Source organism: Amycolatopsis ponsaeliensis (assembly GCF_030182635.1).
Taxonomy (GTDB): Bacteria; Actinomycetota; Actinomycetes; order Mycobacteriales; family Pseudonocardiaceae; genus Amycolatopsis; species Amycolatopsis ponsaeliensis.
Genome location: NZ_JAPZLD010000016.1, coordinates 139685 through 163702 on the forward strand (window position 1 = coordinate 139685; position 24018 = coordinate 163702).

Consider the following 24018-nt stretch of genomic DNA (forward strand, 5'->3'; position numbering starts at 1 on the left):
CCGTCTGGACGGCATGCGAAGGATTCCGTGGATCGCGGCACTCCTGCTCGTCGCCGCCGGGTGCGGCCAGGCCGGCTCGGGGACGGAGGTCGCGTGCCCGGCGATCGGCACCCGGATCGGCATCGGCCTGACCGTCCCGGACCCCGCGGGCATCACCCGCGCGACGCTCGAAGCGTGCTGGGGCGACCAGTGCGTCACGCGCCCCGTCGAGCTCTTCCCCGGGACGGCCGCGGGCACCCAGACCTGCACCGGGACCGGCCCGGACGCCTCTTGCGGCGTCTCGATGGTGCCGACCGGCGAGCTGCAGGGCTTCGCCGACATCCCCGGCCTGCAGGCCGAGCCGATCCGGGTCACCGTCCGCTTCGACGACGGCAAGCCGCACACCGCGGTCGTCACGCCCGCGTTCAGCGAACCGGGCGGCCCCGCCTGTGGGAAGGCGGGGCCGCAGGCTCAGCTCGTGGCCGGGACCGACCGCGAGATCAAACCGCGCTAGCCGACGTCGCGGCGCCGCCAGCCCACCAGGCCGGCGACCAGGGCCGCGGCCGCGATCGCCGTGAGCCAGACGAGCGGCGTCGCGACGAGCTCCTGGCCGGGGATCTTCGGCGGGTGCTGGAAGGGCGAGACGTCCAGCACCGCCTGCGGCAGGTTGACGACCGGGCCGAACAGGCTCAGCAGCAGTGCCAGCGAGCCGACCGCCCAAGCCGCGGCCGAAAAGCCCGGCAGCAGCCCGAAGATCGTCACCGCCAATGCGACCACAACCCACGCCGCGGGCAGCTGGACGAGCATCCCGGCGAGGGAGTCGCCGACCGAGCCGCCGACGTCGCCGGTGCGCAACCCGTTGGCCAGCCCCATGAACAGCCCGCCGGCCAGCAGCAGCAACGCCGTGCCGAAGAACGCGAACACGAGGTGACCCGCCGCCCAGCGCAGCTTGCCGACGCTGGTGGCCAGCACCGGCTCGAGCCGGATCGCGGTCTCTTCGCCGCGCATCCGCAGCACCGCCTGGATCCCGTACAGCGACGCGACCATCGCGAACATCCCGGCCATGGCGGCGAGGAACGCCTGCGTGAGCGCGTCGCTGCCCCCGAGGCGCGCCATGATCTCCTGCGCCTGCGGGCTGGAGCCGACCAGACCGCCGATGCCGCTGGCGATCGAGCCGAACACCGCGCCGACGACGGCCATCCCGATGGTCCAGCCGAGCAGCGGGCCGCGGTGCAGCCGCACGGCGAGCGCGAACGGCGTCCGCAGGCTCGCCGCCGCCCGCGCCGGGCCCGGCCGCGGCGGCAGGATGCCGACCCCGACGTCGCGCCGCGGCAGCAGCCAGTACCCGGCCGCGCCGACGACCAGCGCGAAGACCACCGGCAGCATGAGCACCCACCAGCGTTCCCCGGCGAACGCGCGGACCTGCTGCACCCAGCCGATCGGCGACAGCCACGACAGCCAGCGGGCGTCCACAGTGGAGTCACCGGCGCCGCGCACCAGGAAGGCGGCGCCGACCACGGCGGTGCCGATCCCGTTGGCCGTGCGGGAGTACTCGGCGAGCTGGACGGCGACCGCCGCCACCGCGGTGAACACCAGGCCCGACAACGCTTCCGCCGCGCCGAAGGCGAGCGAACCGGCGGCGGGCAGCCCGGCGCCGACCATGCTGCCGTACTGGATCAGGCCGATCAGCACGCTCGCCCCGCCGGCCACCAGGACGGCCGACGTCAGCGCCGCGTACCGGCCGACGACCGCGGACGCGAGCAGCTCCGCGCGTCCCGTGTCCTCCTCGGCGCGGGTGTGCCGGGTGACCGTGAAGACCACCATCAACCCGGTGAGCAGGGCCAGGAAGCCGCACATGCGCCAGGAGATGAACCCGCCGGCGGTGGTCAGGTCGAACGGCGGCCCGTAGAGCAGCGCGTACGACGGGTTGGTGTTCGCGCCGATCTGCAGTGCTTGCCGGTCGGCGACGGTCGGGTAGAACTGCGTGAACGTCTTCACCGTGCTGGCCGGGACGATGCTCAGCAGCACGATCCAGATCGGCAGGACGATGCGGTCGCGGCGCAGCGCGAGCCGGGTGAGGTGCCAGGTGCCGGCCAGCTCGTGCGCCGGCGCGACCTCGACGGGCCGCGCGAGGGTCGCGGTCATTTCGCGCTCGCCTCGGTGGTGTAGTGCCGCAGGAACAGCTCTTCCAGCGTCGGCGGCTGGCTGACCAGGCTGCGGACGCCGACCTGGGTCAGCTGGCGCAGGGCTTCGTCGAGCGAGCGCGTTTCGACGTCGAACCGGACACGGTTGCCGTCGACCTTGAGGTCGTGGATGTTTTCCAGCTTCGCGAGCCCGTTCGGCGGGCCGGCGAGCTCGGCGGTGATCGACGTCCGGGTGAGGTGACGCAGCTCGGCCAGGGTGCCGGACTCGACCGTGGCGCCGTTGCGGATGATGCTGACCTTGTCGCACAGCGCCTCGACCTCGGCGAGGATGTGGCTGGACAGCAGCACGGTCCGGCCCTGCTCGCGCTCTTCCTGGATGGCGTACTGGAACGTCGCCTCCATGAGCGGGTCGAGGCCGGACGTCGGCTCGTCGAGGATCAGCAGGTCGACCCGCGACGCGAGGGCCGCGACGATGGCGACCTTCTGCCGGTTGCCCTTCGAGTACGTCCGCCCCTTCTTCTTCGGGTCGAGGTCGAACCGCTCGACGAGGTCGGCGCGGCGCTTCTCGTCGAGCCCGCCGCGCAGGCGCCCGAGCAGGTCGATCACCTCGCCGCCGGAGAGGTTGGGCCAGAGGTTGACGTCGCCGGGCACGTAGGCCAGGCGGCGGTGCAGGCTCGCCGCGTCCTTCCAGGGGTCGCCGCCGAGCAGCCGGACGTCCCCCGAGTCCGCGTGGAGCAGGCCGAGCAGGACCCGGACGGTGGTCGACTTCCCGGCGCCGTTGGGGCCGAGGAACCCGTGTACTTCCCCAGTAGGTACCTGCAGATCGAGGCCGTCCAAGGCCTTGGTCCGGCCGAACGACTTGTGGAGGCCGGAGATCGCGATGGCGTTTTCCATGCTTCGGAAGCTACACTGATTTCACGAAGTTGTGAAGTTAAGAAAATGTCTAGATTGAGTGATCTTGGTGGGCGGGTACGAGAGGATGGGCCGATGACGACGCCTGACACGAAGCGAGATGAAGACGCCGTCCGCCGGTACGTCGAGAGCCTGGCCCTGGTGCTCTCGCAGATCGGGATGCAGCGCATGTCCGCGCGGGTCTTCGCGGCCCTGATGACCACCGACGACGCCCGCCTGACCGCGGCCGACCTGGCCTCGCAGCTGTCGGTGAGCCCGGCGGCCATCTCCGGCGCGGTGCGCTTCCTCGAGCAGATCGGCCTGGTCGCCAAGGAACGCGAGCCCGGCGAGCGCCGCGACCACTACCGCCTCTTCGACGACCTCTGGTACGCCACGTTCCTCAAGCGCGACCGCATGATCATCATGTGGCGCGACGCGGCGGGCGACGGCATCGACGCCCTCGGCGAGGACTCGCCGGCGGGACAGCGGCTCGCCGAGATGCGGGACTTCCTGTCGTTCATGCTCGAGGAGCTCAACGGCATGTACGAGCGCTGGCACAAGCTCCGCGCGGAGAAGAACGCCTAGAGCGCGGCGAGCAGGGTGTCCACGAGCCGGCCGGCGAGATCGGCCGGCTCGCTTTCTTCGAACGTGGCCAGGAACGCCTGCTGGAAGCATGCGCCGAGCAGCAGGGACGCGGCCGCCTCGACGTCGGTGTCCGCGCTGATCCGGCCCAGCGCCCGCTCGGCCCGCAGGTAGTCCGCGACACCCTTCAGGGGTATGCGCGGGCCGGTCGTACCCATCCGCTCGCGGTGGGTCCGGAGCAGTTCGCGCGACGAGAAGACCGAGACGGCGATCGGGAACCCTTCGAGGTAGAACGCCAGGCCGAGCCGCGCGACGCGGACGAGGTTGTCCCGCAAGGGCGCCTGGCCGGGGTCCGCGGTCAGGTCCGCCAGGGTCGCGCCGAGCGCGGGCAGTTCCTCGGCCATGACGCTGAGGAACAGGTCCGTCTTGTCGCGGAAGTGCTTGTAGAGCATCGCTTCCGAGTAGCCCGCGGTCTGCGCGATGACCTTGGTGGTCGCGTGGGCGTAGCCCTGCTCACGCATCACCTTCGCGGCCGCGGCGACGATCTCCTCACGGCTTCCCATGACGGCTCCTGAGTGCGTTCTCAGCGTGGTTAGTGAACACTCACTCTACCTGGTGAGTGTTCACTAACCGAGGAGGAACCACCATGAAGATCACCGTTCTGGGGGCCACCGGCGGCGTCGGCGGCGAGGTCGTCGGGCAGGCGCTGGAGCGTGGCTGGGACGTCACGGCCGTCGTCCGCGACCCCGCCCGGCTGAAGCTGCCGGCGCGGGTCGTCGTCGCCGGCCTGCACGAGCACGACAAGCTGACGGCCGCGATCGAAGGGCGTGACGCGGTGATCTCGGCGGTGGGTTCGCGGGACCGCGGGCCGACCACGGTCTGCGCCGACGGCGCCCGCGCGGCGATCGAGGCCGGGGCGAAGCGCCTGCTGGTCGTCAGCGCCAGCGGCATGCACACCGAGGGGGACGGCTTCTTCACCCGCACGCTCGTGAAGCCGCTGCTCAACACCTTCCTCAAGCACGGCTGGGCCGACATGCTCGCGATGGAGGACGTCGTCACGGCGTCCGGTGTGGACTGGACCGTGGTCCGCCCGCCGATGCTGCTCGACGGCCCGCGCACCGGCAAGGTCGCGAGCCGGCTCGACGGGAACGTCCGCACGTTCACCATCCGGCGTGCCGACGTCGCCGCCTTCCTCCTCGACGCCGTGGCGGACCCCACGCTGATCAGGGCGAAAGTCTCGATCGCCCACGGCTAACTTCGAAACCATGGTGATCCTCGCTCAAGCCCTCTACGTCAAGCGGAAGACCCCGCGGCTCCCCGGCGCGTCCGGTCCGACCGAGGGGCGGGTCCCGGGCGACGGTGAGCCCTTCCGCCTGGCCGTCCTCGGTGAATCCACAGTGGACGGCGTCGGCGCACGGGACCACGAGGAAGCGCTCACCGGCTGCCTCGCCCGCGAGCTCGCCCGCGACGGCCGGGCGGTCCGCTGGCAGGCGGTCGGCCGGACCGGGGCCAACGCCCGGACCGTCCGCGCCGAGCTGGTGCCGCTCGTCCGCCCGGCCGATCTGGTCGTGATCGCGCTCGGCGTCAACGACACCATCGAGCTCCGGACGGCCGCGGCCTACTGCCGTGACCTGCTGGAACTGGTCGTCGAGCTGCGGCGGCGGCTCGGTCCGGTCGACGTCCTGCTGGCCGGCGTGCCGCCGATGTCCCGCTTCCCGGCGCTGCCACGGCCACTGCGGGACTTCCTCGCCGCCCGCTCGGCCGCGCTCGACGCGGCGGCCGCGGCACTCGGGAAGATCCCCGGCGTCACGCACCTCCCGATGGACCCGCGGCTGCTCGACCCGGCCGCGTTCGCGTCCGATCGCTTCCACCCCGGGCCCGCGGGCTACGCGCGGTGGGCGCAAACGCTTTCCGAAGCACGTTCGGTGATCGCTTAGCGGCACTGCGTCGATCTTCAAAAAAAGTTCGCGGTTCGTGTATCTGGCCGTCCCGCCATTGCGTCCTGTGGAGCAGCCAAGCACGAGATTGGGAACGCGGCAGGGGGTGCCGAGTTCGGAAATGCGCGGTGACCGGGAGCCGAGGGGGCTTCCGGACACCGTCGGCCGGGTGCCCTTCGGGGGAGGGGACATCCGGCGGGGTCCGTTGGGGAGCGGGCCCCTTGAGGGAGGGGAGTACCGGTCGGCGCGCGTCACCCGCTCGCGTCGGCCGGTACCTCCCGCAGCTGTCATTGACCGGAGCGCGACCGACGAAGTAAGTGACCTTGATGTATCCGAGATCCACCTGCACGCTCCTTCCCCCCGAAGGACCCGCGATACTGCCGAAGCCGACTCGAAGACTTTTCCGAAGAGGGGCAGATACGGTGACCGACGTGCAAACCACAGAGGTAGACCCGCCTTGGGAGGGCTTGACCGGCGCCGAGCTGCACGCCGCGTGCATGCAGGCCGCCCGGGAGGGTGACCGCCGCGCGATGGATCGCCTCGTCGCCGAGCTGACCCCGCTCGTCTGGCACGTCGCCCGGGCCAACGGCCTCGACCGCTCGGTTGCCGAAGACGTCGTCCAGACCGTGTGGCTCGCCCTCTTCAGCCAGCTCGGAAAACTCAGAGACCCCAAAGCCCTCGCCGCGTGGCTGATCACGACCACCCGGCGCGAGGCCACGCACCCCTTCGGCCGCCGCATGCAGCCCGTGCCGCTGAGCGACGAAGTCGCCGAAGCCATGCCGAGCACCCAACCGGCACCCGAAGACGAAGCCGTCCGCGCCGACCGCGACCGCCGGGTCTGGCGCGCCTTCGTCCGGTTGCCCCACCGCTGTCAGGACCTGCTCCGGCTGACCGTGCTCGCGGGTCGGGCGGAGTACCAGCTCGTCGCCGAGACACTGCGCATGCCCCGTGGCAGCGTCGGACCGACCAGAGGGCGCTGCCTCGACCAGATGCGCGATCTCCTCGCCAGTGAAGGGGGAACCCGATGAACGACCTCGGAGCGCCGGGCGAGGCCTTTTCCGACGAAATGATCCTGGCCGGCATCGGCCGCTTCCTCGACGAGCTGGACCCGCCACCGGACGACCTGGTGCAGCGGGTCCAGTTCGCGCTCGCCCTCGAAGACCTCGACGTCGAGGTCGCGCGGTGGGAGCGGCTGGACACCCTCGCCGGCGTGCGCGGCGGCGGCACCGGGACGATCACCTTCACCGTCAGCGACCTGACCGTGATGATCAACCTGACCAAGATCGGCAAGCTGCACCGCATCGACGGGTGGCTGGTGCCCGCCGGCCAGTACGGCGTCGAGGTGCGGGTCGCCGAGCACGGGACGTCGTCCACGACCGCCGACGAAGGCGGCCGGTTCGTGCTCGACAACGTGCCGCGCGGGACGACGCAGATCCTCGTGCACCTCGGGGACGTGTCGTGCCGGCGGACCGTCGTGACGCCGACGGTCGTGCTTTAGCCCAGGAAGTCGGCCAGGGGGACGGGTGTGAGCCCGTCCTTCTTGGCCTGCTCCACGAACGCCGTGTAGTCCTCGGCGAACGTCTTGCGGAAGTGCATCAGCACGATGTCGCCGGGCTTGAGCTTGTCGCCGGCCTGGAACTGGACGTGCCCGTCGTTGACCGCGGCCGTCCACAGCACCGCCGCGCGCATTCCGCACGCCGCCGCCGCGCGCAGAGTGTTCTGGTCGTAGTTGCCGAAGGGCGGGCGGAACAGCGACGGCCGCACGCCGAGCCCGCGCTGGAAGTCGTCCGCGTCGTCGCAGATCTCCTTGCGCTGGAACTCGTACGGCTTGCCCTTGAGGTTCGGGTGGTCGACCGTGTGGTCGCCGAGCGTCGCGCCGGTGGCGTCGAGGATCTGCTTGAAGTAGGCCTCGTGGCCCTTCACGTACTTCTGGTTCAGGAACAGCACCGGGTGGGTCCCGTTCTGCTGCATCAGCTTCAGCGCGCCGGGGTCCTTGACCGCGCCGTCGTCCATGGTGAGGAAGACGTACGGCTTGTCGGTGGTGATCCGCCGGACCACCGGGACCTGGCCGTTCGCGATCGCCGGCACCTTCTGCTGGACCGTGCCGAACGGGTACGGCCCCGACGTCGTCGCCCCCGGCCCGCCCCCGGGTGCCGGGTTGGGCTGGCTGGTGCCGAACTCCCGCTGGTCCGGCTCGTTCGCCGAACAAGCCGCCAGTGCCGTCAGTGCCAACGCCGCGGCGGCGACCACGGCTACGACGCGCTTCATCCCCACGTCCCCCTTCCGGGTAGTGCAGGACTACCCGAAAGGGTGACGTTGGAGTGGGGGGTGAAGTTGCGTCGGCTGATCTTGTGTGGCCGGGGCCACCCAGGTCAGCGCCCTGTTTCGGCCGCCTTGACCAGCTTGCCGGAGAACAGCCGGATCACACGTTCGAGTCCGGCCGCCAGGATCGGGCCGCTGCCCTTGACCGGCTCGGTGAACGACCCGGTCCAGCGCAGGTGCGTGCCGCCGCCGTCGGTCGGCGTGAACAGCACCTCGGCGCGGTAGTCCTTGATCGGGTTGGCACCGAAGAACGTGTAGACGTGCTTGTGGCCGGGCTCGTACTCGAGCGTCTCCTCGCGGATCAGCACCGGCCAGAGGCCGACCTCGCGGACGGCGCCGACGCCGCCCGGCTCATCGGTGCCCTGGCGCTTCCAGCGGGCCTGCACGATGAGTGGCTTTCCCCACTTCGCCCAGCTCGGCCCGTCGGCTTCGAGTGCGAACAACGCGGCCGGCGGCGCGGTGCTCGTGCGGTTGACCTCGAAGGAGAACTTGCGGCCCACCGGAACCTCCCACGTTGTTGACAGATTGATAATTAAGCGTTCCGCGCAGCGTAGGTCAAGATGGGGGCGTGAGCACGCCGCGTCCCGACATCGCCGCGCCGCACTGGCTGACCCAGCTCCTGCGCAGCAAGCCGGTCCCGGTGCCGTGGAACATGGTCGCCCGCGCCGTCCTCGCGCTGGCCGTGCCGCTCGCGGTCGCGTACGCGGCGGGGGACATCGCCGTCGGCGCGCTGATCTCGACCGGCGCGCTGCCCGCCGTGCTGTCCGAGTCGGCCGGCCCCTACCGCTACCGCGCCCGGCGGCTCGGCGGCGCGACCCTGGCGGCGACGGCCGGGTACCTCGTCGGGCTGCTCACCGGCGGCACGCCTGCGCTATCCGTGCCCGCGGTGATCCTGGTCGCGGCGGTGTCCGCGCTGATCAGCGCGGCCGGCAGCAACGCCTCGGTGGCCGGGCTGCAGATGTTCGTGTTCTGCGTCCTCGGCACCGGCCAGCACGCGACCGGCGTGCGCGTCGAGGTCCTGCTCGGCTTCTTCTGCCTCGGCGCGGTGTGGAGCCTCTCGGTGGCGCTCGCCAGCTGGACGTTCCGGGCGACCAGCCCCGAACGCACCGCCGTCGCGCACGTCTACGTCGAGCTGGCCGCGATGCTCTCGGCGACCGACGAAGCCGTCTCGCGGGTCGCCCGCCACCGGCTGACCACGGCCATGAACACCGCCTACGACCAGCTGCTCACCGCGCGCTCGTGGCTGTCCGGCCGCGACGCCGCCTACCGGCACCTGCTCAACCTGCTCTCGGCGACGACGCCCGCGGTCGAGGCGTCGGTGGCGATGGTCAACGCCGGCCACCGCACACCGCAGGAGGTCATCGACCACTTCGTCGCGCTGTCGGCGTCCGTGCTGGCCAGCCAGCCGCTGCCGGAACCGCCGCCGATGCCGGCCGACGAAGGCGACCCGCTGCTCGCCGCGCTGTACGCCGGCCTGGTCCGGATCGGGAAGGGCGACGACCGCAAGCGCCGGGAGCCGACGCCCTGGTACCGGCGCCTCCGGACGTGGGCGGGCTCGCTGGCGTCCGGCCCGCTGACGTGGATCGCCGCGCTGCGGCTGACGCTGTGCGTCGCGATCGCCGAGGTCGTCGGGCTGCTCGTGCCGTTCGAGCGGTCCTACTGGATCACCCTGACCGTCGGGATCGTGCTCAAGCCCGACTTCGGCTCGGTCTTCGGCCGCGCGGTGCTGCGCGGGATCGGCACGGTCGTCGGCGTCGGGGTGGGCGCCATCGTGCTCGGCGTCGGCGGCCACGGCTGGCTGCTGGTCGCGCTGATCGCGATTTTCGCCGGCGGCGTCGCGGTCGGGAAGGTGCGCAACTACGGCATCCTCAGCGCGTTCGTGACGCCGTTGATCATCCTGCAGATGGACCTGGCGAACACCGGCAGCTGGAACGTCGTGGTGGCGCGGCTGGTCGACACCGTGCTGGGCTGCGTGATCGTGCTCGTCTTCGGTTATCTGCTCTGGCCGGGCAGCCGTCGTCCGCAGGTCGGCGGCCGGCTCGCCGACGGGCTGGACGCCGTCGCGAAGTACATCTCGTGCGCGCTGGTGGAAGCGTCTTCCGGGGACGCGCGGCTCGCGCGGTCACGGGCCCGGCGCGGCGCGTACCGGGCGCTGGCCGACTTGCGGACGGCGTTCCAGCAGGTCGTCGTCGAGCCGTCCGCGAACGGGCGGCAGGCGGTGGCGTGGTGGCCGGTCATCGCCGCGCAGGAGCGCGTCGCGGACGCCGTCACCGAGGTCGGCGTGACGATCGGCCGGGGCGTGGTGCCGCCGGACCCGCGTGACGTCGAGCTGCTGACGACGGCTTTGGACGAACTGGCGTCGGCGATCCGCGAGCAGCGCGAGCCGGCCTCGGTGCCGCTGCCGGACAGCGCGCAGCTGGCCGGGGTGGTCGACCAGCTGGAGTCGGCGTTCGACGCCGTCCGCGGTCCTGACCTGGTGGAACGCTCGCCGCTGCGGCTCGTCCGGCGGTTCCTGCCCTACCACAGGCGCACGTGACGTCCGTGCTGTTCAATTGCCCTCATGGGAATCGACTTCGATGCGTTGAAGGGCAAGGCCGAAGAGGCCCTGCGCGAGCACGGCGACAAGATCGAGGATGGCCTCGACAAGGCGGGTGACTTCGCGAAGTCGAAGTTCGCCGGTCACGACGAGCAGATCGACAGCGGCATCGAGAAGGCGAAGAGCTTCCTCGACAAGTTCGACGACAAGCCGGACACGCCCCCGGCCCAGTAGGTCCCGAAAGCCATGAGGGTGCCCCTCATGGCTTTTAAGTCCATGAAGGTGCCCCTCATGGCATTTCCTACTGGACCTCGCCGGTCGCGATCCCGTCCGCGAGGCCGGTGATCCGGCCGCCGCGTTCGCCGAGTGCGATCAGGCCCTGCCGCGCGTCCGGGGCCGAGAGGCTGATCCGGACGCCCGCGCGTTCGACGTCCAGGCTGGCGGCCAGCGCTTGCGCGCCTTCGTACCCCGCGTTGATCGTGGCCGCCAGCCCGCCGGTCGAGGCGAGCGAACCGCGCGCGGCGCCGAGCCGGCCGAGGGCTTCGTCGACGATCGGCAGCAGCGCGTCCCGGTTGCCTTCCGTCATCGCGCGCACGAGCTGCGGGTTCGACCCCGCGACGCGCGTCCCGTCGCGGTAGGACCCGGCGGCCAGCGACATGGCCAGCGGCCCGCCCTCGGCGCCGATCGTCGCGAGGATCGCCGCGAGCAGGTGCGGCAGGTGCGAGATCCGGGCGACGGCTTCGTCGTGCGACTCGGCGGGCAGCGGGACGACGTGCGCCCCGATGTCCAGCACGAACCCCGCGATCTCGGCCCACGCCTCGAGATCGGTGTCGTCCTCGACGGCGACGACCCAGGCCGCGCCCTGGAACAACGCGGCGTCCCCGGCCAGCCAGCCGGAGCTCGACGTCCCGGCCATCGGGTGCCCGCCGATGTAGCGCGTGTACGGCACGCGACGGCGGACGGCGTCCAGTACCGGCGCCTTCACGCTGGTCACGTCGGTGAGCAGGCAGTGCGACGCGTGCTGGGCGACCAGGCGCAGCAGGTCATCGACGGCAGGCAGCGGCACGGCCAGCACGACCATCGCCTCCTCGGCGGCGGCCCGGTGCAGCGCGGCTTCGACGTCCGTCGTGACGTCGTAACCCGCTCTGCTGGCCGCGTCGGCGTCCACTTCGGAAACCGCGGCGCCGAACGCCGTGCGGCCGCTGGCGGCCGCCGCGCGCAGCAGCGAACCGCCGATCAGCCCGAGCCCGATCACGCATACGTCTCGCACGGGGTTCATCCTGCCAGTGCCGGACGCATCTGGTGCTACAGCGCGGCGGCGAGCCTCGTTCCCTGGTCGATCGCCCGTTTCGCGTCGAGTTCCGCGGCGACGTCGGCACCGCCGACGAGGTGCACCGGCAGGCCGGTGGCGCGCAGCTCGTCCGCGAGGTCCCGCACGGGTTCCTGACCGGCGCAGACGACGATCGTGTCGACTTCCAGCAGCCGCGGCGCGCCGTCCACGGTGAGGTGCAGGCCGGCGTCGTCGATCCGCTCGTACGTCACGCCGGTGAGCTGCTCGACGCGCTTCGCCTTGAGCGCGGCCCGGTGCACCCAGCCCGAGGTCTTGCCGAGCCCGGAACCGATCCCGGACTTCTTGCGCTGCAGCAGGTAAACCTGCCGCGGCGACGGCTCGGGCCGCGGCTTCGCGAGCCCGCCCGGCGCGTGCTCGGGGTCGGTGACACCCCATTCGGCCATCCACGCGTCGCGGTCGAGGGCCGGCGAAGCGGTGTGGGTGAGGAACTCGCTGACGTCGACGCCGATGCCGCCGGCCCCGATCACCGCGACCCGCTCGCCGACCGGCTTCCCGTGCCGCACGACGTCGACGTACGAAAGCACCTTGGGGTGGTCGATCCCGGGCAGCGACGGCACCCGCGGCGTGACGCCGGTGGCCAGCACGACCTCGTCGAATCCGGTGAGATCGGCCGCGGTCACACGGGTACCGAGGTGCAGCTTCACGCCGGTCACCTCGACGCGCCGCTGGTAGTAGCGGATCGTCTCGGCGAACTCCTCCTTGCCGGGGATCTTCCGCGCGATGCCGAACTGGCCGCCGATCTCGGCGTCGGCCTCGAACAGCTCGACGCTGTGCCCGCGTTCGGCCAGCGCGGTCGCGGCCGACAGCCCGGCGGGCCCGGCGCCGACGACGGCGACGTGCTTCGAGCGCCGAGTGGGTGCCAGCGTCAACGTCGTTTCGTGGCCGGCGCGCGGGTTCACCATGCAGGACACGAGCTTGCGCTTGAAGGCGTGGTCGAGGCAGGCCTGGTTGCAGGCGATGCACGTGTTGATCTCGTCCTCGCGGCCGGTCTCGGCCTTGCGGATCCACTCGGGGTCGGCGAGGAACGGCCGGGCCATCGACACGAGATCGGCGTCGCCGCTGCTCAAGGCTTCCTCGGCGACCTGCGGCATGTTGATCCGGTTGGACGTGACGACCGGGATGGTCACGTGCGGCTTGAGCTTCCCGGTCACCCAGGTGAACGCGGCGCGCGGCACCGACGTCACGATCGTCGGCACGCGGGCCTCGTGCCAGCCGATGCCGGTGTTGATGATCGTCGCGCCGGCGGCTTCGACGTCCTTCGCGAGCGCGACGACGTCCTCCCAGCGCTGGCCGCCCGGGACGAGGTCGAGCATGGAGAGCCGGTAGATGATGATGAAGTCGTCGCCGACCTTTTCCCTGGTGCGCTTGACGATCTCGACGGCGAACCGGCGGCGCTTCTCCGGCGTGCCGCCCCAGGCGTCGGTGCGCTTGTTGGTGCGCTCGGCCAGGAACTGGTTGATCAGGTAGCCCTCGGAGCCCATGATCTCGACGCCGTCGTAGCCCGCTTCGCGCGCGAGAGCGGCGCAGTCGGCGAAGGCGCGGATCTGCTGACGCACGCCGTAACCGGTCAGGGCACGCGGGCGGAACGGGTTGATCGGCGCCTTGATGCTCGACGCGGACACGCTCAGCGGGTGGTAGGCGTACCGGCCCGCGTGCAGGACCTGCAGCGCGATCTTGCCGCCGGCTTCGTGGACGGGCGCGGTGAGCTGCCGGTGCTCCCGGGCCTCGGCGGACGTCGTCAGCTTGGAGGCGAGCGGCAGCAGCCAGCCGGTGCGGTTCGGCGCGAACCCGCCGGTGACGATCAGCCCGACGCCACCGCGGGCGCGTTCCGCGTAGTACTCGGCCAGCTCGGGGAAGTGGGCGGCCTTGTCTTCGAGGCCGGTGTGCATGGACCCCATCAGGACGCGGTTGCGCAGCGTCGTGAAGCCGAGGTCCAGCGGCGACAGCAGGTTCGGGTACGGGCTCATCAGGCGTCCTTGGTGTGGTGGAGGGCGGCGAGGACTTCGTCGAACCACTCGACCTGGCCCTCTTCGACGCGGATGCCCCCGCGCAGGACCAGGTACTGGTGTAGGTGCTGGCCGGTCAGCGCGGCGGGCGCGGGGAAGTCGCGCTTCTCGATCTGGCGGTAGACGTCGAGGCGCTCGGCGTGTCTCGCGCGGTGCCGGACGATCTCTTCGGCGACGGCGCCGGGGTCGCCGAAAGTCGCGCCGCGGATCTTCACGGCGAGTTCCACCGGCCCCGCCGACGGGTCCGGCTCGGCCAGCCAGCGGACGAGCTCGGCGCGTCCGCCGTCGCTGACCGTGTAGACCTTCTTGTCCGGCCGTCCCGACTGCGCGACGACATCGACGGCGACCCAGCCGGCCTCTTCCATCCGCTTCAGCACGCGGTAGATCTGCTGGTGGGTGGCGCTCCAGAACAGCCCGATCGACTTCTCGAAGCGGCGCGTGAGCTCGTAGCCCGAGCCGGCGCGCTCGGACAGCGAGACAAGGATCGCGTGCTCCAGTGCCATGGCCCGAGGGTCCTATGCAACGAGTTGCAGTGCAACGAGGCGCGCATCACTTCACCCCCCTGGGTGGGATAAATCGGGTCGACGGATCGCCCGAAACGACGAGGATGGGAGGAGTGCACCCGGTACTCGAACTGATCTCCGAACGGATGGCGACGGGCAGCGTCCCGGGAGAACGCACCGACGGCCGCCGTCTCGCGCTGGCCGTCGAAGGCGGCAGCAGCCGCGGCACCTACTCGAGCGGCATGGCCCTGGCGCTGGACGAACTGGGCGCAGTCCCCGTGTTCGACGCCGTCTACGGCTCGTCGGCCGGCGCGCTGAACGCCGCCTGGCTGCTCAGCGGGTGCTCGTCGACGGGTGTGCGGACCTGGTGGAACCCGGTGGTCATGCGCCGGATCATCAACCCGCTGCACACCCTGCGCGGCCGCGCGGTGATCGACCTCGAATACCTCGTCCACCAGGTCTATTCGGTGCTGGAGCCGATGGACTTCCCGGCGATCCTCGCCAACCCGGTGACGTTCCACCCGCTGGCGACCGACGCCGACACGGGGGAGTCGACCGACCTCCACCCTTTTCTCGACGACGTCGACGCGGTCAAGGTCGCGCTGGCGGCGTCGTCCTGCATGCCGGTGCTGGCCGGCCCGCCGATCCCGATGGCCGGCCGCCGGTTCGTGGACGCGGGGGTCGCCGAGCCGATCCCGTTCCGCACGGCGCTGGCCCAGGACGCGACCGACGTCCTGGTGCTGCGCACCCGCCGCGCGGACGAGCTGCCGGTGCCGCCATCGCGGGCGTACGACGTCGTGGTGCCGCGCTTCCTGCGTCGCCAGGCCCCGGGCACGATTCCCGCGTGGCGTGACACCTACCGCCACGACGTCGAGGACGAGGAGATCTTGGCGTCCGACCCGCGGATCCTGAGCATCCGCCCGCCCACCGGCTCACCGGACGTGGCGGTGCTGGAGCGCGACCCCGAGGTGCTGCGCAAGGCCGTGGAGCTGGGCAAGAGCGCGGTCCTCGACGTGCTGGAAGGGCTACGCGAAGCTTCGTAGCCGGGTGGCCCGCGACTGCACGACGAGCCGCTGCGCGCCGAGCGAAACGGCCAGGTAGAGCAGGATCGACGCGCTGCCGAGGCCCTTCGCGCCGCTGTCGATCAGCGCGTCGAGGCCGATGTGGCTGCCGATCGCGACCAGCCACAGCACGATGGTCAGCCAGGTGCCCTGGCGGAAGAACTGCCCGTCCTGCTGCCAAAGCCGCACGGTGTACCCGCGGACGACGCCGAAACCTGCGGCCAGCACGAGACTGCCGGCCAGCAGCGCGATCGCGAGCCCGGTCGCCGGCGCCGTCTTGAAGTACGCGCCCAGCGCGACGACCCCGAGCACCAGCAGGATCAGCAGCACGGTCGGCTTGCGGTCCTCGCGGACCGGGCGCCGTTGCGTCTGGCGCCACAGCAGCCACGCCAGCACGACGAGTCCGATGACGATGTTGGCCGAGCCGTTCACGAGCATTCCCCCTGGTGATCCGTTCGATCACCAGGCTGCCCGCGCTTCGGCGTCACGGCGTCAACCCGGGGGTTGAAGCCAGGTGGATCAGGGCTTGCGCGCGATGCCGCCGATCACCCGCGACTCGGACGGCGAGCCGGCGAACACCGTCTGCTCGTCGGGGTGCCAAGCCGGCGCGTAGACCAGCCCCGGCTCGAGCATCGGCCAGCCGCCGAAGAAGCGTTCGAACTCGGCCATCGGCCGCAGGAAACCCGGGTTCGTCGTGGTCTCGTAGTACTCGAGCAGGTCGATCAGCGCCTGCCGCTCGTCCTCGTTGACTGGGTTCTCGTTGGTCATCTGCGACAGCACCAGCAGCGAGCCGGGGGCGAGCCGCCGGCGGTAGAACTCGAGCAGCCGGTCGGGGTTCGCGTCGTCCTTGACGAAGTGCATGACCGCGTTGATCACCAGGGCGACCGGCTTGCGTACGTCGATCACCTCCGACGCGGCCACGCGGTCCCAGAGGTCCTCCGGCTGCAGGAAGTCCGCGGCGATGGCGTGGTGGCGCTCCGGATCGGCGGTGCCGGCGAGCAGCAGCGTCGAGTGCGCGAGAGCGATCGGCTCGTTGTCGATGTAGAGCACGCGCGCGTCGAGCTCTTCGCGTTCTTCGTCGGCCACCTCGTGGACGTTGCCCGCGGTCGGCAGGCCGGAGCCGATGTCGACGAACTGCCGGATGCCGGCGCGCACGCATTCGCGGACCGCGCGGCCGAGGAACTGGCGGCTCGTCAGGCAGTACTCGCCCATGAGCGGCAGCCGGGCGCGGACCTTCTCGGCGAAGTCGCGGTCGATCGCGTAGTTCGTGGTGCCGCCGATGAAGTAGTCGTAGATCCGCGCCGCCGACGGCCGGTCGAGACTGCTCTCGACGGCCTTGAGCGCGTCGTCGTGGTTGATCATGCGGGGGACCGGGCCTCTCGGTAGGCGTTCACCGACTCTGTCAGCCGGTCCAGCTCGGCACGCATCCGGGCCACGCCGGCGTCGTCGAGGCCCATCGCGGTGCCGATGACGTCCGGGATGCCCTCGGCCTTCTCCCGCAACGCTTTGCCGGTCTCGCTGAGGCTGACCATGACCGCGCGCTCGTCGTCGGCCTGCCGGTTGCGCTCGACCAGCCCCGCCGCGTGCAGGCGTTTGAGCAGCGGCGACAGCGTGCCCGAGTCGAGGTTCAGCTCGGCGCCCAGTTCCTTCACGAGCCGGTGGTCCCGCTCCCAGAGCGCCAGCATGACCAGGTACTGGGGGTAGGTCAGGTCGAGGTCTTCCAGGACGACCCGGTAGAGCGCGGTCACCGCGCGCGACGCCGAGTACAGCCCGAAGCAGAGCTGGTCGTCCAGTCGCAGCGACGCCATGGCGTCCTCCTCTCTCGTGACTCTCCATGATCCCCGCGACGGTACTTCGAGGCAACTTAAGTGCCCTTAATCTCATTGGACGTCATTCAGTTGTGCACAACTTAGTTGGGAGCTACCTTCAGTCGTGTCAGCTTCACCGCCCCCGAGGAGGACGACATGACCGCCAACCCCCACAACCTCGCCCTGGAGCCGGCCGCGCAGGCGTTCGCCGAGGCCACCGACCAGCCGCCGTACCTGTTTCAGCTGCCGCCGGAGGAGGGGCGCAAGGCCGTCGACGGCGTCCAGGACGGCGAAGTCGCCATGGCCGACGCCGAGATCGAGGTCCTGAAGGTCCCCGGCGGCCCGACCGGCGAGGTCGAGACGCGGATCGTGCGCCCGGCCGGCGTGACCGGACCGCTGCCGGTGATCGTCTACATCCACGGCGCCGGCTGGGTCTTCGGCGACTTCCACACCCACCAGCGCCTGGTGCGCGAACTGGCCGCCGGGGTCGGCGCGGCCGTCGTGTTCCCCGAGTACGACCGCTCGCCGGAGGCGCGCTACCCGGTCGCCATCGAGCAGAGCTACGCCGTGGCGAAGTGGGTCGCCGAGCACGGCGCTTCGAAGGGGCTGGACACGTCGCGCATCGCGATCGCGGGTGACTCCGTCGGCGGGAACATGACCGCGGCGCTGACGCTGCTGGCCAAGCAGCGCGGCGACGTCACCTTCAAGCAGCAGGTGCTCTTCTACCCGGTGACCGACGCGAACTTCGACACCGAGTCGTACACGAAATTCGCCGAGGGCTACTTCCTCGGCCGCGAAGGCATGAAGTGGTTCTGGGACCAGTACACGACGGATCCCGCGCAGCGAGCGGAGATCACCGCGTCCCCGCTGCGCGCGTCACTCGAAGAGCTGGCCGGGCTGCCGCCGGCGCTGGTGATCACCGGTGAGGCGGACGTGCTCCGCGACGAAGGCGAGGCGTACGCGGCGAAGCTGCGTCAGGCCGGCGTGCCCGTCACGGCCGTGCGGTACCGGGGGATCATCCACGACTTCGTGATGGTCAACGCGCTTCGCGAGACTCACGCCGCCGAGGCCGCGATCACCCAGGCGATCACCGTCCTCACGCGGGCTTTGGAGCGGTGACTTTCGACGAATAACTGAGAAAACGCTGAGTTCGGCAAGCGTTGCGGCCCTATGGCGCAAGTCACAGGGCCGCAACGTGCATGCCCGCTCAAACGTGATATATACGCGACTCCGGGGGGTTCCGGGTGCGCATTCACTGCCCGCCCGGAAGGACCCGAACCATGAACCTGAGCAGCATCCGGCTGGATTCGCCGGTCAACATGATCGTGGTGGTCGTGCTGACGCTGCTCGCGATCATCGCGGTCCCGTGGTTCTGGGACCGCTGGAAGCGCAAGCAGCTGTGGCGCAGCGCCACGGTGCTGCTCGCGGTCGTGCTCCTGGTGCTCACGACCGGCATGGCGGGCAACATGATCGGCGGGTTCTTCCCGACGGTCGGGTCGCTGCTCGGCACCGGTGCCTACGCCGGCCAGGGCACCGACGCGGAGGCGGCGCAGAACGGCGAGGACCTCGAAAAGCTGCGTGACACGGGGGTCGCACACGCGCGCGAGGGCAAGGGAACCGTCGTCCACATGAAGGTGACGGGCCGGCGCACCAAGCTGACCCGCGACGTCACGGTCTACCTGCCCCCGCAGTACTTCGACGCGGCGTTCAAGGAACTGCGGTTCCCGGCGATCGAATGGATCCCGAACTACCCGTCCGGCCCCGAGGTCTTCGCCGTCTACGGCATGCCGCAGCAACTCGACGCTGCGATCGCTCGCAAGGCGCTGCCCCCGACAGTGGTGATCGTCCCCGACCCGACGGGTGTCCCGAAGGTCGGCCACGACACCGAATGCGTCGACGAGGTCAACGGCACGGCGAACGACACGTACCTGACGGCCGACCTGCGCGACTGGGCCCAGCAGAAGCTCGGCGTCTCGCCGAACCGCCGGGCGTGGACGATGGCGGGCTGGTCGTCCGGCGGCTACTGCGCGATGAACCTGGTGACGCGCCACCCCCAGTGGTACGGCCAGGCGGTCAGCGTGAGCGGCTACGACAAGGCTCAGGTCGACGCCGAGACCGAGGACCTGTTCCACGGCCGCCAGGACATCAACGACGCGAACAACGTCCGGGTGAACGTGCGGCTGCACCCGTCGCCGGTGGACATCCTGGCGATCTCGGGCGACAAGGAGAAGTACGAGAGCTTCGCGATCGACCAGATCCGCGCGGCGGTGCGGCCCCCGCTGCAGTTCTCGTCGTGGCGGATCCCGGACGCGGGGCACAACATGAACACGTTCAAGTCGCAGATCCCGGACGTGCTGACGTGGATCGGAGCGCACTCGCTGGCCCCGGCGCCGGCCGGCCGGCAGGTCGAGACCAGCGGCGGCGTGCTGCCGTGGCCGTTGCCTCGCTCCGGCGCACACGGCGCGCTGGCCGACACGGACCAGTAGGCGCGGCAAGGGTTTCGGGACCGCTCACTGCTGCGGCGGTCACGGCCGCCGGCCGCGTCGCCTCCGCCTCAGTCTCAGTCTCAGTCTCAGTCTCAGTCTCAGCCGAGGATCGCCTTGACCACCGTCGTCACCCGCTTCGAGGCGGTCGCGTAGTCGACCGAAGCCGGGTGCTCGCTCAGCACCGCCACGATGTACCGGTCGTCCTCGCCGACCAGGCCCGAGGTGTGCAGCATCCGCGTCGGCCGGCAGCAGGACCAGCCCTGCTTCACCGCCCACGGCCGGCCACCGGCGGCGTCCGGGATGCCGAAGTACTGGCGGAAACCGTCCGAACCCCGCTCGGACGCGGCACGCAGCGCGGCGAGGATCGCGCCGGGCGCGTGCGCCACCACGTACTGGTAGATCCGCACCACGTCCTTCGCCGTGATCCGCGTGTCGCCCCACCGCCCGGGATCCGCGGGCGGGCGCGTGCCGGTGAGGCCGATCTTCTTGGCCCAGCCCGTCACGATCGCCGGCCCGCCGTAAGCCGACCAGAACCGGCTCGCGAGGTCGTCGTCGCTGTGGGACAGCATCTTCTGCACCTGCGCCACGGGACCGCCCTGCTCGAGCACGGCCAAGGCGATCAGCAGCTTCACGAGCGACGCCGACGTGTACCCACGATCCGCGTGCACCGAGACGGTCGTCGCGCCGGCCTGCCGGTCGAACACGACGACGCTGACGTCGCCCCCGGCCACCATCCGGTCCAGTTCGGCGGCGTCCACCTTGGGGTCCACCTTGGACTCGGGCTTCGGCGACGGTCCGGGTGTCGAAGCAGGGGTCGGTGTGGGAGCCGGGCTCGACGCGACGGGCGATTCCGACATCGTTGTCACCGCTTCTGTGACGGCGATCGCTTTCGGCGGCACAGCAGTACCGTGACCGATCGTGACGGCCACCGCGCCGATCGCCCCCACGCACAGTCCCACCAGGAAGATGCTGCTCAGCTTGCGCATGATCCGGATTGCCGGGAACGCGGCCTGGCGTTCCCCGGATCGGGTGACTTTGTGGGATAGCTCTCGGATCGCCCCGGTTCCGGGAACGCTCCGGAGCGCTGCGGGCAAGCGCCGTCGTTTCGCGCACTGTGTTCGCGGGGTACCTGTGTGCGGTGACGATCGTCACCACACGCTGGGAAGGACTGGAGTCATGACTCACGCGAAAGGCGCACGCATCCGGGTTCGCGGCCTGCAGCCGGCGCAGGTGCTGGCCGGGCTGGCCGGGATCGCGTTCCTCGTCGTCGGCATCATCGGGTTCACCAGGACCGGGGTCGGGAACTTCGCCGGCCACCACGACGCCGGGCTTTGGCGGTTCTCCGGCAACCCGCTCATGAGCCTGGTCCGCGTCGCGACCGGCGTCGTCGGCCTGCTGCTGGCGTTCGGCTCGGGCCGCGCCCGGACGTTCGGCTGGCTGCTCTTCATCTTCTACGGCGCCCTCTTCGTGTGGGGCCTGATGATCGACGGTCTCATTTCGACCAACCCCTTCGCCAACGCCGGCAACCCGCTCGACATGGGCCGCGCCGACACCTGGCTGCACCTCGGCGTCGCCGCGGTCGGCCTGCTGATCGCCGTCCTGCCCGCCCGCCGCACCATCCACGTCCCCGAGGACGAGCTGGTCGACGAGCCGACGGTCGTCGAGCAGCGCACCGACCACGTCGTGGACACCGACCGCACGGAAACGCTTCCGGCCGAGGAGCCGCGCCGCCGTTCGTTCCTGCGTCGCCACCACGACGAGCGAGGCCCGGAGGTCGCTCGTGAAGAGCGTCCGCCGGGCCTCGCCCACTAGGTAGTTCCTGGGTGGCTCAGTAGGTGGTGCCACCCGAGCCGGAGTTGCTGCTGCTCCCGGCGCCACTGTCAGCCGGAGCCTGGTTGGCGGTGGAGCTGGGGGTGGTGCCGACCTTGCACCCGTTGGGCTCGATGACGAACCAGGTGCCGTTGACGCCCATGCCGTTCGCGTCGCCCGGCTTCAGGTCCTTCGAGAAGGTGTAGACGGGCCAGCCGCCGATGGTGACCTGCTCGGTGCCGTCGGTGCGCTTGATGCTGCCGAGCAGCTTCGAGTCGATGCCCTGCAGTTCCACCTTGCCGTTGGAGAGCACCGCCGGCCAGGTCTTGGCGCAGTCGCCGTTGCAGGCGGAGGTCTTGGCCTTCTTGGTGTCCTTCGTGAACAGGTAGAGGGTCATGCCGTTCTGGTCGACGATCGCCTCACCGAGGCCGTCGATGTTGCTGGCGCTCAGCTTGACGACGCCCGCTTCGCTCGCGGCCTGCCCGGCCTTGCCACCCTTGGCGTTGGCGGCGTACCAGGCGCCACCGACGCCCTGGCCGGTCGCGTCGCCGGCCTTGGTGTCCTTGGCGTAGCGGTAGAGCGCCCATCCGCCGACGGTGATCTGCTCGGTGCCGTCGGAGCGCGTCACCTTCCCGACGAGGTTCTTGTCGACGCCCTGTACCTGCACGTCCCCGGTGGCCAGCATCGGCGGCCAGGCCTTGGCGCAGTCACCGTCGCAATTGGACTTCGGCGGCTTGGCCGTGTCCTTGTCGAAGCGGTAGAGGGTCATGCCGTTCTGGTCGGTGAGCACCTGGCCGACACTGGCGACGTCCGCGACGACCAGTTTCGACTCGTTCGACGCGGGGGCTGCGTTGCCGACCTGCCCGTTGGCGATCTGGCCGCCACCGGTGCCGCCCGCCGCCGCGGGGGCGATGACCGGCTGAGCAGTTTCGGCACCCGAGCAAGCGGTGAGCACTGCCAGCCCGGCTGCCGCAGCGGCGACGGAGACGGCGATGCGCGTGCGAAGCATGGAAGTTCTCCTTGTATCCGTTGGGTTTCCCGCCGCTCGGTGCGGCTGCCTGATACCCACTACACGGACACTCGGCGGAGGCGGTTCAAAGAATTTTCCGCGGAGGCTCACGCCTGGTCAGAAGGGTGCGGTCACCGGGGCGGCTCACCGAGGGCGCGGTCGACCAGCGTCGCCGCCGCGCCTGTATAGGCGGACGGGTCGAGGAGGGCGTCCAGCGCTGCCGGGGTGAGGACGTCGGTGATCGCGGGCAGCTCGTCCAGCACCTCCCGCAACGCCCGGTCCTCGCGCACCGCCCGTCGGGACGCCTCGCCGAGCAGCTCCTTGGCCCTCGCCTTCCCGAGCAACGGCGCGAGCACGGCGGAGAGCCGCTCGGACACGATCAGCCCGTGCGTCGACGCCACGTTCGCCCGCATCCGCCCGGGCTGCGCGGTGAGCCCGCGCGCGAGCTCGGCAGCCGTGTGCGCGGCGCCGCCGGTCAGCCGGAGGCACTCGCGGATCAGCTGCCACTCGGCGTGCCAGACCCCGGCCGAACGCTCGTCCTCGGTCAGCATCGACTGCGTGACGCCCGCGGCCAGCACCGGCACCTGCAGCGCGGCCGAACGGATCAGCGTCGCGAGCACCGGGTTCCGCTTGTGCGGCATCGCCGTCGAGCCACCCCGCCCCTCGGCAGCCGGCTCGACGACCTCGCCGACCTCGGTCCGGGTGAGCGTCGCGACGTCGACGGCCAGCTTCCCCAGCGCCCCCGCGGTGAACGCGAGCGCGCTCGCGAGGTCGGCGACCGGCGTCCGCAGCGAGTGCCACGGCAGCACCGGCGCGGCCAGCCCGGTCTCCTCGGCGAACGCGACGGTGAGGCGTTCCGCATAGTCGTCGAGACCACCGCCGGGGTGTCCGGCCGTATCGGCCAGGCGCGCGTACTCGAGGTACGCCGCCAGCGTCCCGGCCGCGCCGCCCAGCGAGACCGGCAGCCCGCCGTCCAGCACGCGCCGGACCCGGACGGCCGCGTCCAGCACCAGCTGCCGCCAGCCCGCGACCTTGAGCCCGAACGTCGTCGGCACCGCGTGCGCCGTCAGCGTCCGGCCGGGCATCGTCGTGTCCCGGTGCTCGCGTGCCAGCTCGGCCAGCGCCTCGGCCGTCGCGTCGAGCTCGGCGACGAGCGGCCGCAGCGTCCGGTCGGCGACCAGCATCATCGCCGTGTCGAAGATGTCCTGGCTGGTCGAGCCGCGGTGGACGTACTCGGCAGCGCTCGCCTCGACGGCCGACGTCAGCGCCTTGACCAACCCGACGACCGGGTTCGCGGTCGCCCGCGACCCGCGCGCCAGCTCGACGACGTCGATCCGCGCACCGCTCGCGGCCGCCGTGATCGCGTCCGCGGCCCAGACCGGCACCGTCCCGAGCCGTGCCTGCGCTCTGGCGAGGGCCGCCTCGGCGTCGAGCATGGCGCGCAACCAGGCCTCGTCACCGGTCGACGCTTCGGCCGGTGTACCGGCCCGGACCGGGGACAGGAGTCCGGAATCGGGGTCGACGGTCATGGCGCCAGCATCGCACGCGGCCGGTCTCGGCTGCGTTCCCACAGCCGGGTCTGGCAGGCTCACCC

The 24018-nt window shown here is 71.1% G+C and carries 26 protein-coding genes; 12 read left to right on the top strand and 14 right to left on the bottom strand.

Annotation, left to right across the window (positions count from 1 at the left end; genetic code table 11):
- Positions 1 to 13 precede the first annotated feature (13 nt).
- Complete coding sequence (locus QQ657_RS24340) at positions 14 to 493, top strand: hypothetical protein (RefSeq protein WP_284744538.1); 480 nt, start codon at positions 14 to 16, stop codon at positions 491 to 493.
- Here the strand turns inward: QQ657_RS24340 and QQ657_RS24345 are convergent.
- Positions 490 to 2124 carry an ABC transporter permease gene (locus QQ657_RS24345; RefSeq protein WP_284744539.1) on the bottom strand — a complete coding sequence of 545 codons (1635 nt, stop codon included), beginning with the start codon at positions 2122 to 2124 and terminating at the stop codon, positions 490 to 492. The genes QQ657_RS24340 and QQ657_RS24345 overlap by 4 nt on opposite strands.
- Entirely contained in the window at positions 2121 to 3017 is an 897-nt protein-coding gene (locus tag QQ657_RS24350; protein ID WP_284744540.1) for an ABC transporter ATP-binding protein, read from the bottom strand. Before QQ657_RS24350 ends, QQ657_RS24345 begins: the two co-directional genes overlap by 4 nt.
- 93 nt (positions 3018 to 3110) lie before the next feature.
- Here QQ657_RS24350 and QQ657_RS24355 point away from each other — a divergent pair, with 93 nt between their 5' ends.
- Complete coding sequence (locus tag QQ657_RS24355) at positions 3111 to 3599, top strand: GbsR/MarR family transcriptional regulator (RefSeq protein WP_284744541.1); 489 nt, start codon at positions 3111 to 3113, stop codon at positions 3597 to 3599.
- Here the strand turns inward: QQ657_RS24355 and QQ657_RS24360 are convergent.
- On the bottom strand, positions 3596 to 4159 hold the full coding sequence (locus QQ657_RS24360) for a TetR/AcrR family transcriptional regulator (protein ID WP_284744542.1): 564 nt from the start codon (positions 4157 to 4159) through the stop codon (positions 3596 to 3598). The two genes, QQ657_RS24355 and QQ657_RS24360, sit on opposite strands and share 4 nt — an antisense overlap.
- Positions 4160 to 4242: 83 nt before the next feature.
- Between QQ657_RS24360 and QQ657_RS24365 the strand changes: the two genes are divergently transcribed.
- From QQ657_RS24365 to QQ657_RS24380, 4 genes are all read left to right on the top strand, one after another.
- The gene (locus QQ657_RS24365; RefSeq protein WP_284744543.1) at positions 4243 to 4851 is read left to right on the top strand and encodes an NAD(P)-dependent oxidoreductase; all 609 of its coding nucleotides are present in this window, start codon (positions 4243 to 4245) and stop codon (positions 4849 to 4851) included.
- 10 nt (positions 4852 to 4861) lie between these two features.
- A complete protein-coding gene (locus tag QQ657_RS24370) occupies positions 4862 to 5533 on the top strand; it encodes an SGNH/GDSL hydrolase family protein (protein ID WP_284744544.1) in 672 nt (223 codons plus the stop codon).
- A 422-nt stretch (positions 5534 to 5955) separates the two neighbouring features.
- Complete coding sequence (locus QQ657_RS24375; protein WP_284744545.1) at positions 5956 to 6561, top strand: RNA polymerase sigma factor; 606 nt, start codon at positions 5956 to 5958, stop codon at positions 6559 to 6561.
- The gene (locus QQ657_RS24380; protein WP_284744546.1) at positions 6558 to 7031 is read left to right on the top strand and encodes a carboxypeptidase regulatory-like domain-containing protein; all 474 of its coding nucleotides are present in this window, start codon (positions 6558 to 6560) and stop codon (positions 7029 to 7031) included. The genes QQ657_RS24375 and QQ657_RS24380 overlap by 4 nt, the downstream gene beginning before the upstream one ends.
- On the opposite strand, the gene QQ657_RS24385 is transcribed toward QQ657_RS24380, so the two are convergent.
- Together QQ657_RS24385 and QQ657_RS24390 are read right to left on the bottom strand one after the other, a co-directional pair.
- Positions 7028 to 7783 (bottom strand): polysaccharide deacetylase family protein, encoded by a 756-nt coding sequence (locus tag QQ657_RS24385; RefSeq protein ID WP_434056772.1) that lies wholly within the window; start codon positions 7781 to 7783, stop codon positions 7028 to 7030. The genes QQ657_RS24380 and QQ657_RS24385 overlap by 4 nt on opposite strands.
- A 122-nt stretch (positions 7784 to 7905) precedes the next feature.
- Positions 7906 to 8355 carry an SRPBCC family protein gene (locus QQ657_RS24390; RefSeq protein ID WP_284744548.1) on the bottom strand — a complete coding sequence of 150 codons (450 nt, stop codon included), beginning with the start codon at positions 8353 to 8355 and terminating at the stop codon, positions 7906 to 7908.
- 68 nt (positions 8356 to 8423) lie between these two features.
- Between QQ657_RS24390 and QQ657_RS24395 the strand changes: the two genes are divergently transcribed.
- Both QQ657_RS24395 and QQ657_RS24400 read left to right on the top strand, forming a co-directional pair.
- On the top strand, positions 8424 to 10391 hold the full coding sequence (locus QQ657_RS24395; protein ID WP_284744549.1) for an FUSC family protein: 1968 nt from the start codon (positions 8424 to 8426) through the stop codon (positions 10389 to 10391).
- Positions 10392 to 10415: 24 nt separating this feature from the next.
- A complete protein-coding gene (locus QQ657_RS24400) occupies positions 10416 to 10625 on the top strand; it encodes an antitoxin (RefSeq protein ID WP_284744550.1) in 210 nt (69 codons plus the stop codon).
- A gap of 67 nt (positions 10626 to 10692) precedes the next feature.
- On the opposite strand, the gene QQ657_RS24405 is transcribed toward QQ657_RS24400, so the two are convergent.
- Genes QQ657_RS24405 through QQ657_RS24415 form a run of 3 tightly spaced genes read right to left on the bottom strand, consistent with a single transcriptional unit; the run spans position 10693 to position 14251 of the window.
- Positions 10693 to 11670 carry a prephenate dehydrogenase gene (locus QQ657_RS24405; protein ID WP_284744551.1) on the bottom strand — a complete coding sequence of 326 codons (978 nt, stop codon included), beginning with the start codon at positions 11668 to 11670 and terminating at the stop codon, positions 10693 to 10695.
- 26 nt (positions 11671 to 11696) lie between these two features.
- A complete protein-coding gene (locus QQ657_RS24410) occupies positions 11697 to 13709 on the bottom strand; it encodes an NADPH-dependent 2,4-dienoyl-CoA reductase (protein WP_284744552.1) in 2013 nt (670 codons plus the stop codon).
- Entirely contained in the window at positions 13709 to 14251 is a 543-nt protein-coding gene (locus QQ657_RS24415) for a PadR family transcriptional regulator (protein ID WP_284744553.1), read from the bottom strand. The genes QQ657_RS24410 and QQ657_RS24415 overlap by 1 nt, the downstream gene beginning before the upstream one ends.
- Positions 14252 to 14355: 104 nt before the next feature.
- Here QQ657_RS24415 and QQ657_RS24420 point away from each other — a divergent pair, with 104 nt between their 5' ends.
- Entirely contained in the window at positions 14356 to 15294 is a 939-nt protein-coding gene (locus QQ657_RS24420) for a patatin-like phospholipase family protein (protein WP_284744554.1), read from the top strand.
- Here the strand turns inward: QQ657_RS24420 and QQ657_RS24425 are convergent.
- The 3 genes from QQ657_RS24425 to QQ657_RS24435 form a co-directional block, all read right to left on the bottom strand.
- A complete protein-coding gene (locus tag QQ657_RS24425) occupies positions 15277 to 15744 on the bottom strand; it encodes a hypothetical protein (RefSeq protein WP_284744555.1) in 468 nt (155 codons plus the stop codon). The genes QQ657_RS24420 and QQ657_RS24425 overlap by 18 nt on opposite strands.
- Before the next feature lie 87 nt (positions 15745 to 15831).
- Positions 15832 to 16674, bottom strand: coding sequence for an SAM-dependent methyltransferase (locus tag QQ657_RS24430; protein WP_284744556.1), 843 nt, complete (start codon positions 16672 to 16674; stop codon positions 15832 to 15834).
- Positions 16671 to 17120 (bottom strand): MarR family winged helix-turn-helix transcriptional regulator, encoded by a 450-nt coding sequence (locus QQ657_RS24435; RefSeq protein ID WP_284744557.1) that lies wholly within the window; start codon positions 17118 to 17120, stop codon positions 16671 to 16673. Before QQ657_RS24435 ends, QQ657_RS24430 begins: the two co-directional genes overlap by 4 nt.
- Positions 17121 to 17276: 156 nt before the next feature.
- Between QQ657_RS24435 and QQ657_RS24440 the strand changes: the two genes are divergently transcribed.
- Both QQ657_RS24440 and QQ657_RS24445 read left to right on the top strand, forming a co-directional pair.
- Positions 17277 to 18239 (top strand): alpha/beta hydrolase, encoded by a 963-nt coding sequence (locus QQ657_RS24440; protein ID WP_284744558.1) that lies wholly within the window; start codon positions 17277 to 17279, stop codon positions 18237 to 18239.
- Positions 18240 to 18400: 161 nt separating this feature from the next.
- Positions 18401 to 19606, top strand: a complete 1206-nt coding sequence (locus tag QQ657_RS24445) for an alpha/beta hydrolase (protein WP_284744559.1) — start codon at positions 18401 to 18403, stop codon at positions 19604 to 19606.
- A gap of 98 nt (positions 19607 to 19704) precedes the next feature.
- On the opposite strand, the gene QQ657_RS24450 is transcribed toward QQ657_RS24445, so the two are convergent.
- Positions 19705 to 20592 (bottom strand): hypothetical protein, encoded by an 888-nt coding sequence (locus QQ657_RS24450; RefSeq protein ID WP_284744560.1) that lies wholly within the window; start codon positions 20590 to 20592, stop codon positions 19705 to 19707.
- Positions 20593 to 20782: 190 nt separating this feature from the next.
- Here QQ657_RS24450 and QQ657_RS24455 point away from each other — a divergent pair, with 190 nt between their 5' ends.
- Complete coding sequence (locus QQ657_RS24455; protein WP_284744561.1) at positions 20783 to 21418, top strand: DUF4383 domain-containing protein; 636 nt, start codon at positions 20783 to 20785, stop codon at positions 21416 to 21418.
- 16 nt (positions 21419 to 21434) lie between these two features.
- On the opposite strand, the gene QQ657_RS24460 is transcribed toward QQ657_RS24455, so the two are convergent.
- Together QQ657_RS24460 and QQ657_RS24465 are read right to left on the bottom strand one after the other, a co-directional pair.
- Positions 21435 to 22424 (bottom strand): SCO0930 family lipoprotein, encoded by a 990-nt coding sequence (locus QQ657_RS24460; protein ID WP_284744562.1) that lies wholly within the window; start codon positions 22422 to 22424, stop codon positions 21435 to 21437.
- 131 nt (positions 22425 to 22555) lie between these two features.
- Positions 22556 to 23953: a nitrosuccinate lyase gene (locus QQ657_RS24465; RefSeq protein WP_284744563.1), complete on the bottom strand. Its 1398-nt coding sequence runs from the start codon at positions 23951 to 23953 to the stop codon at positions 22556 to 22558.
- Positions 23954 to 24018 lie beyond the last annotated feature (65 nt).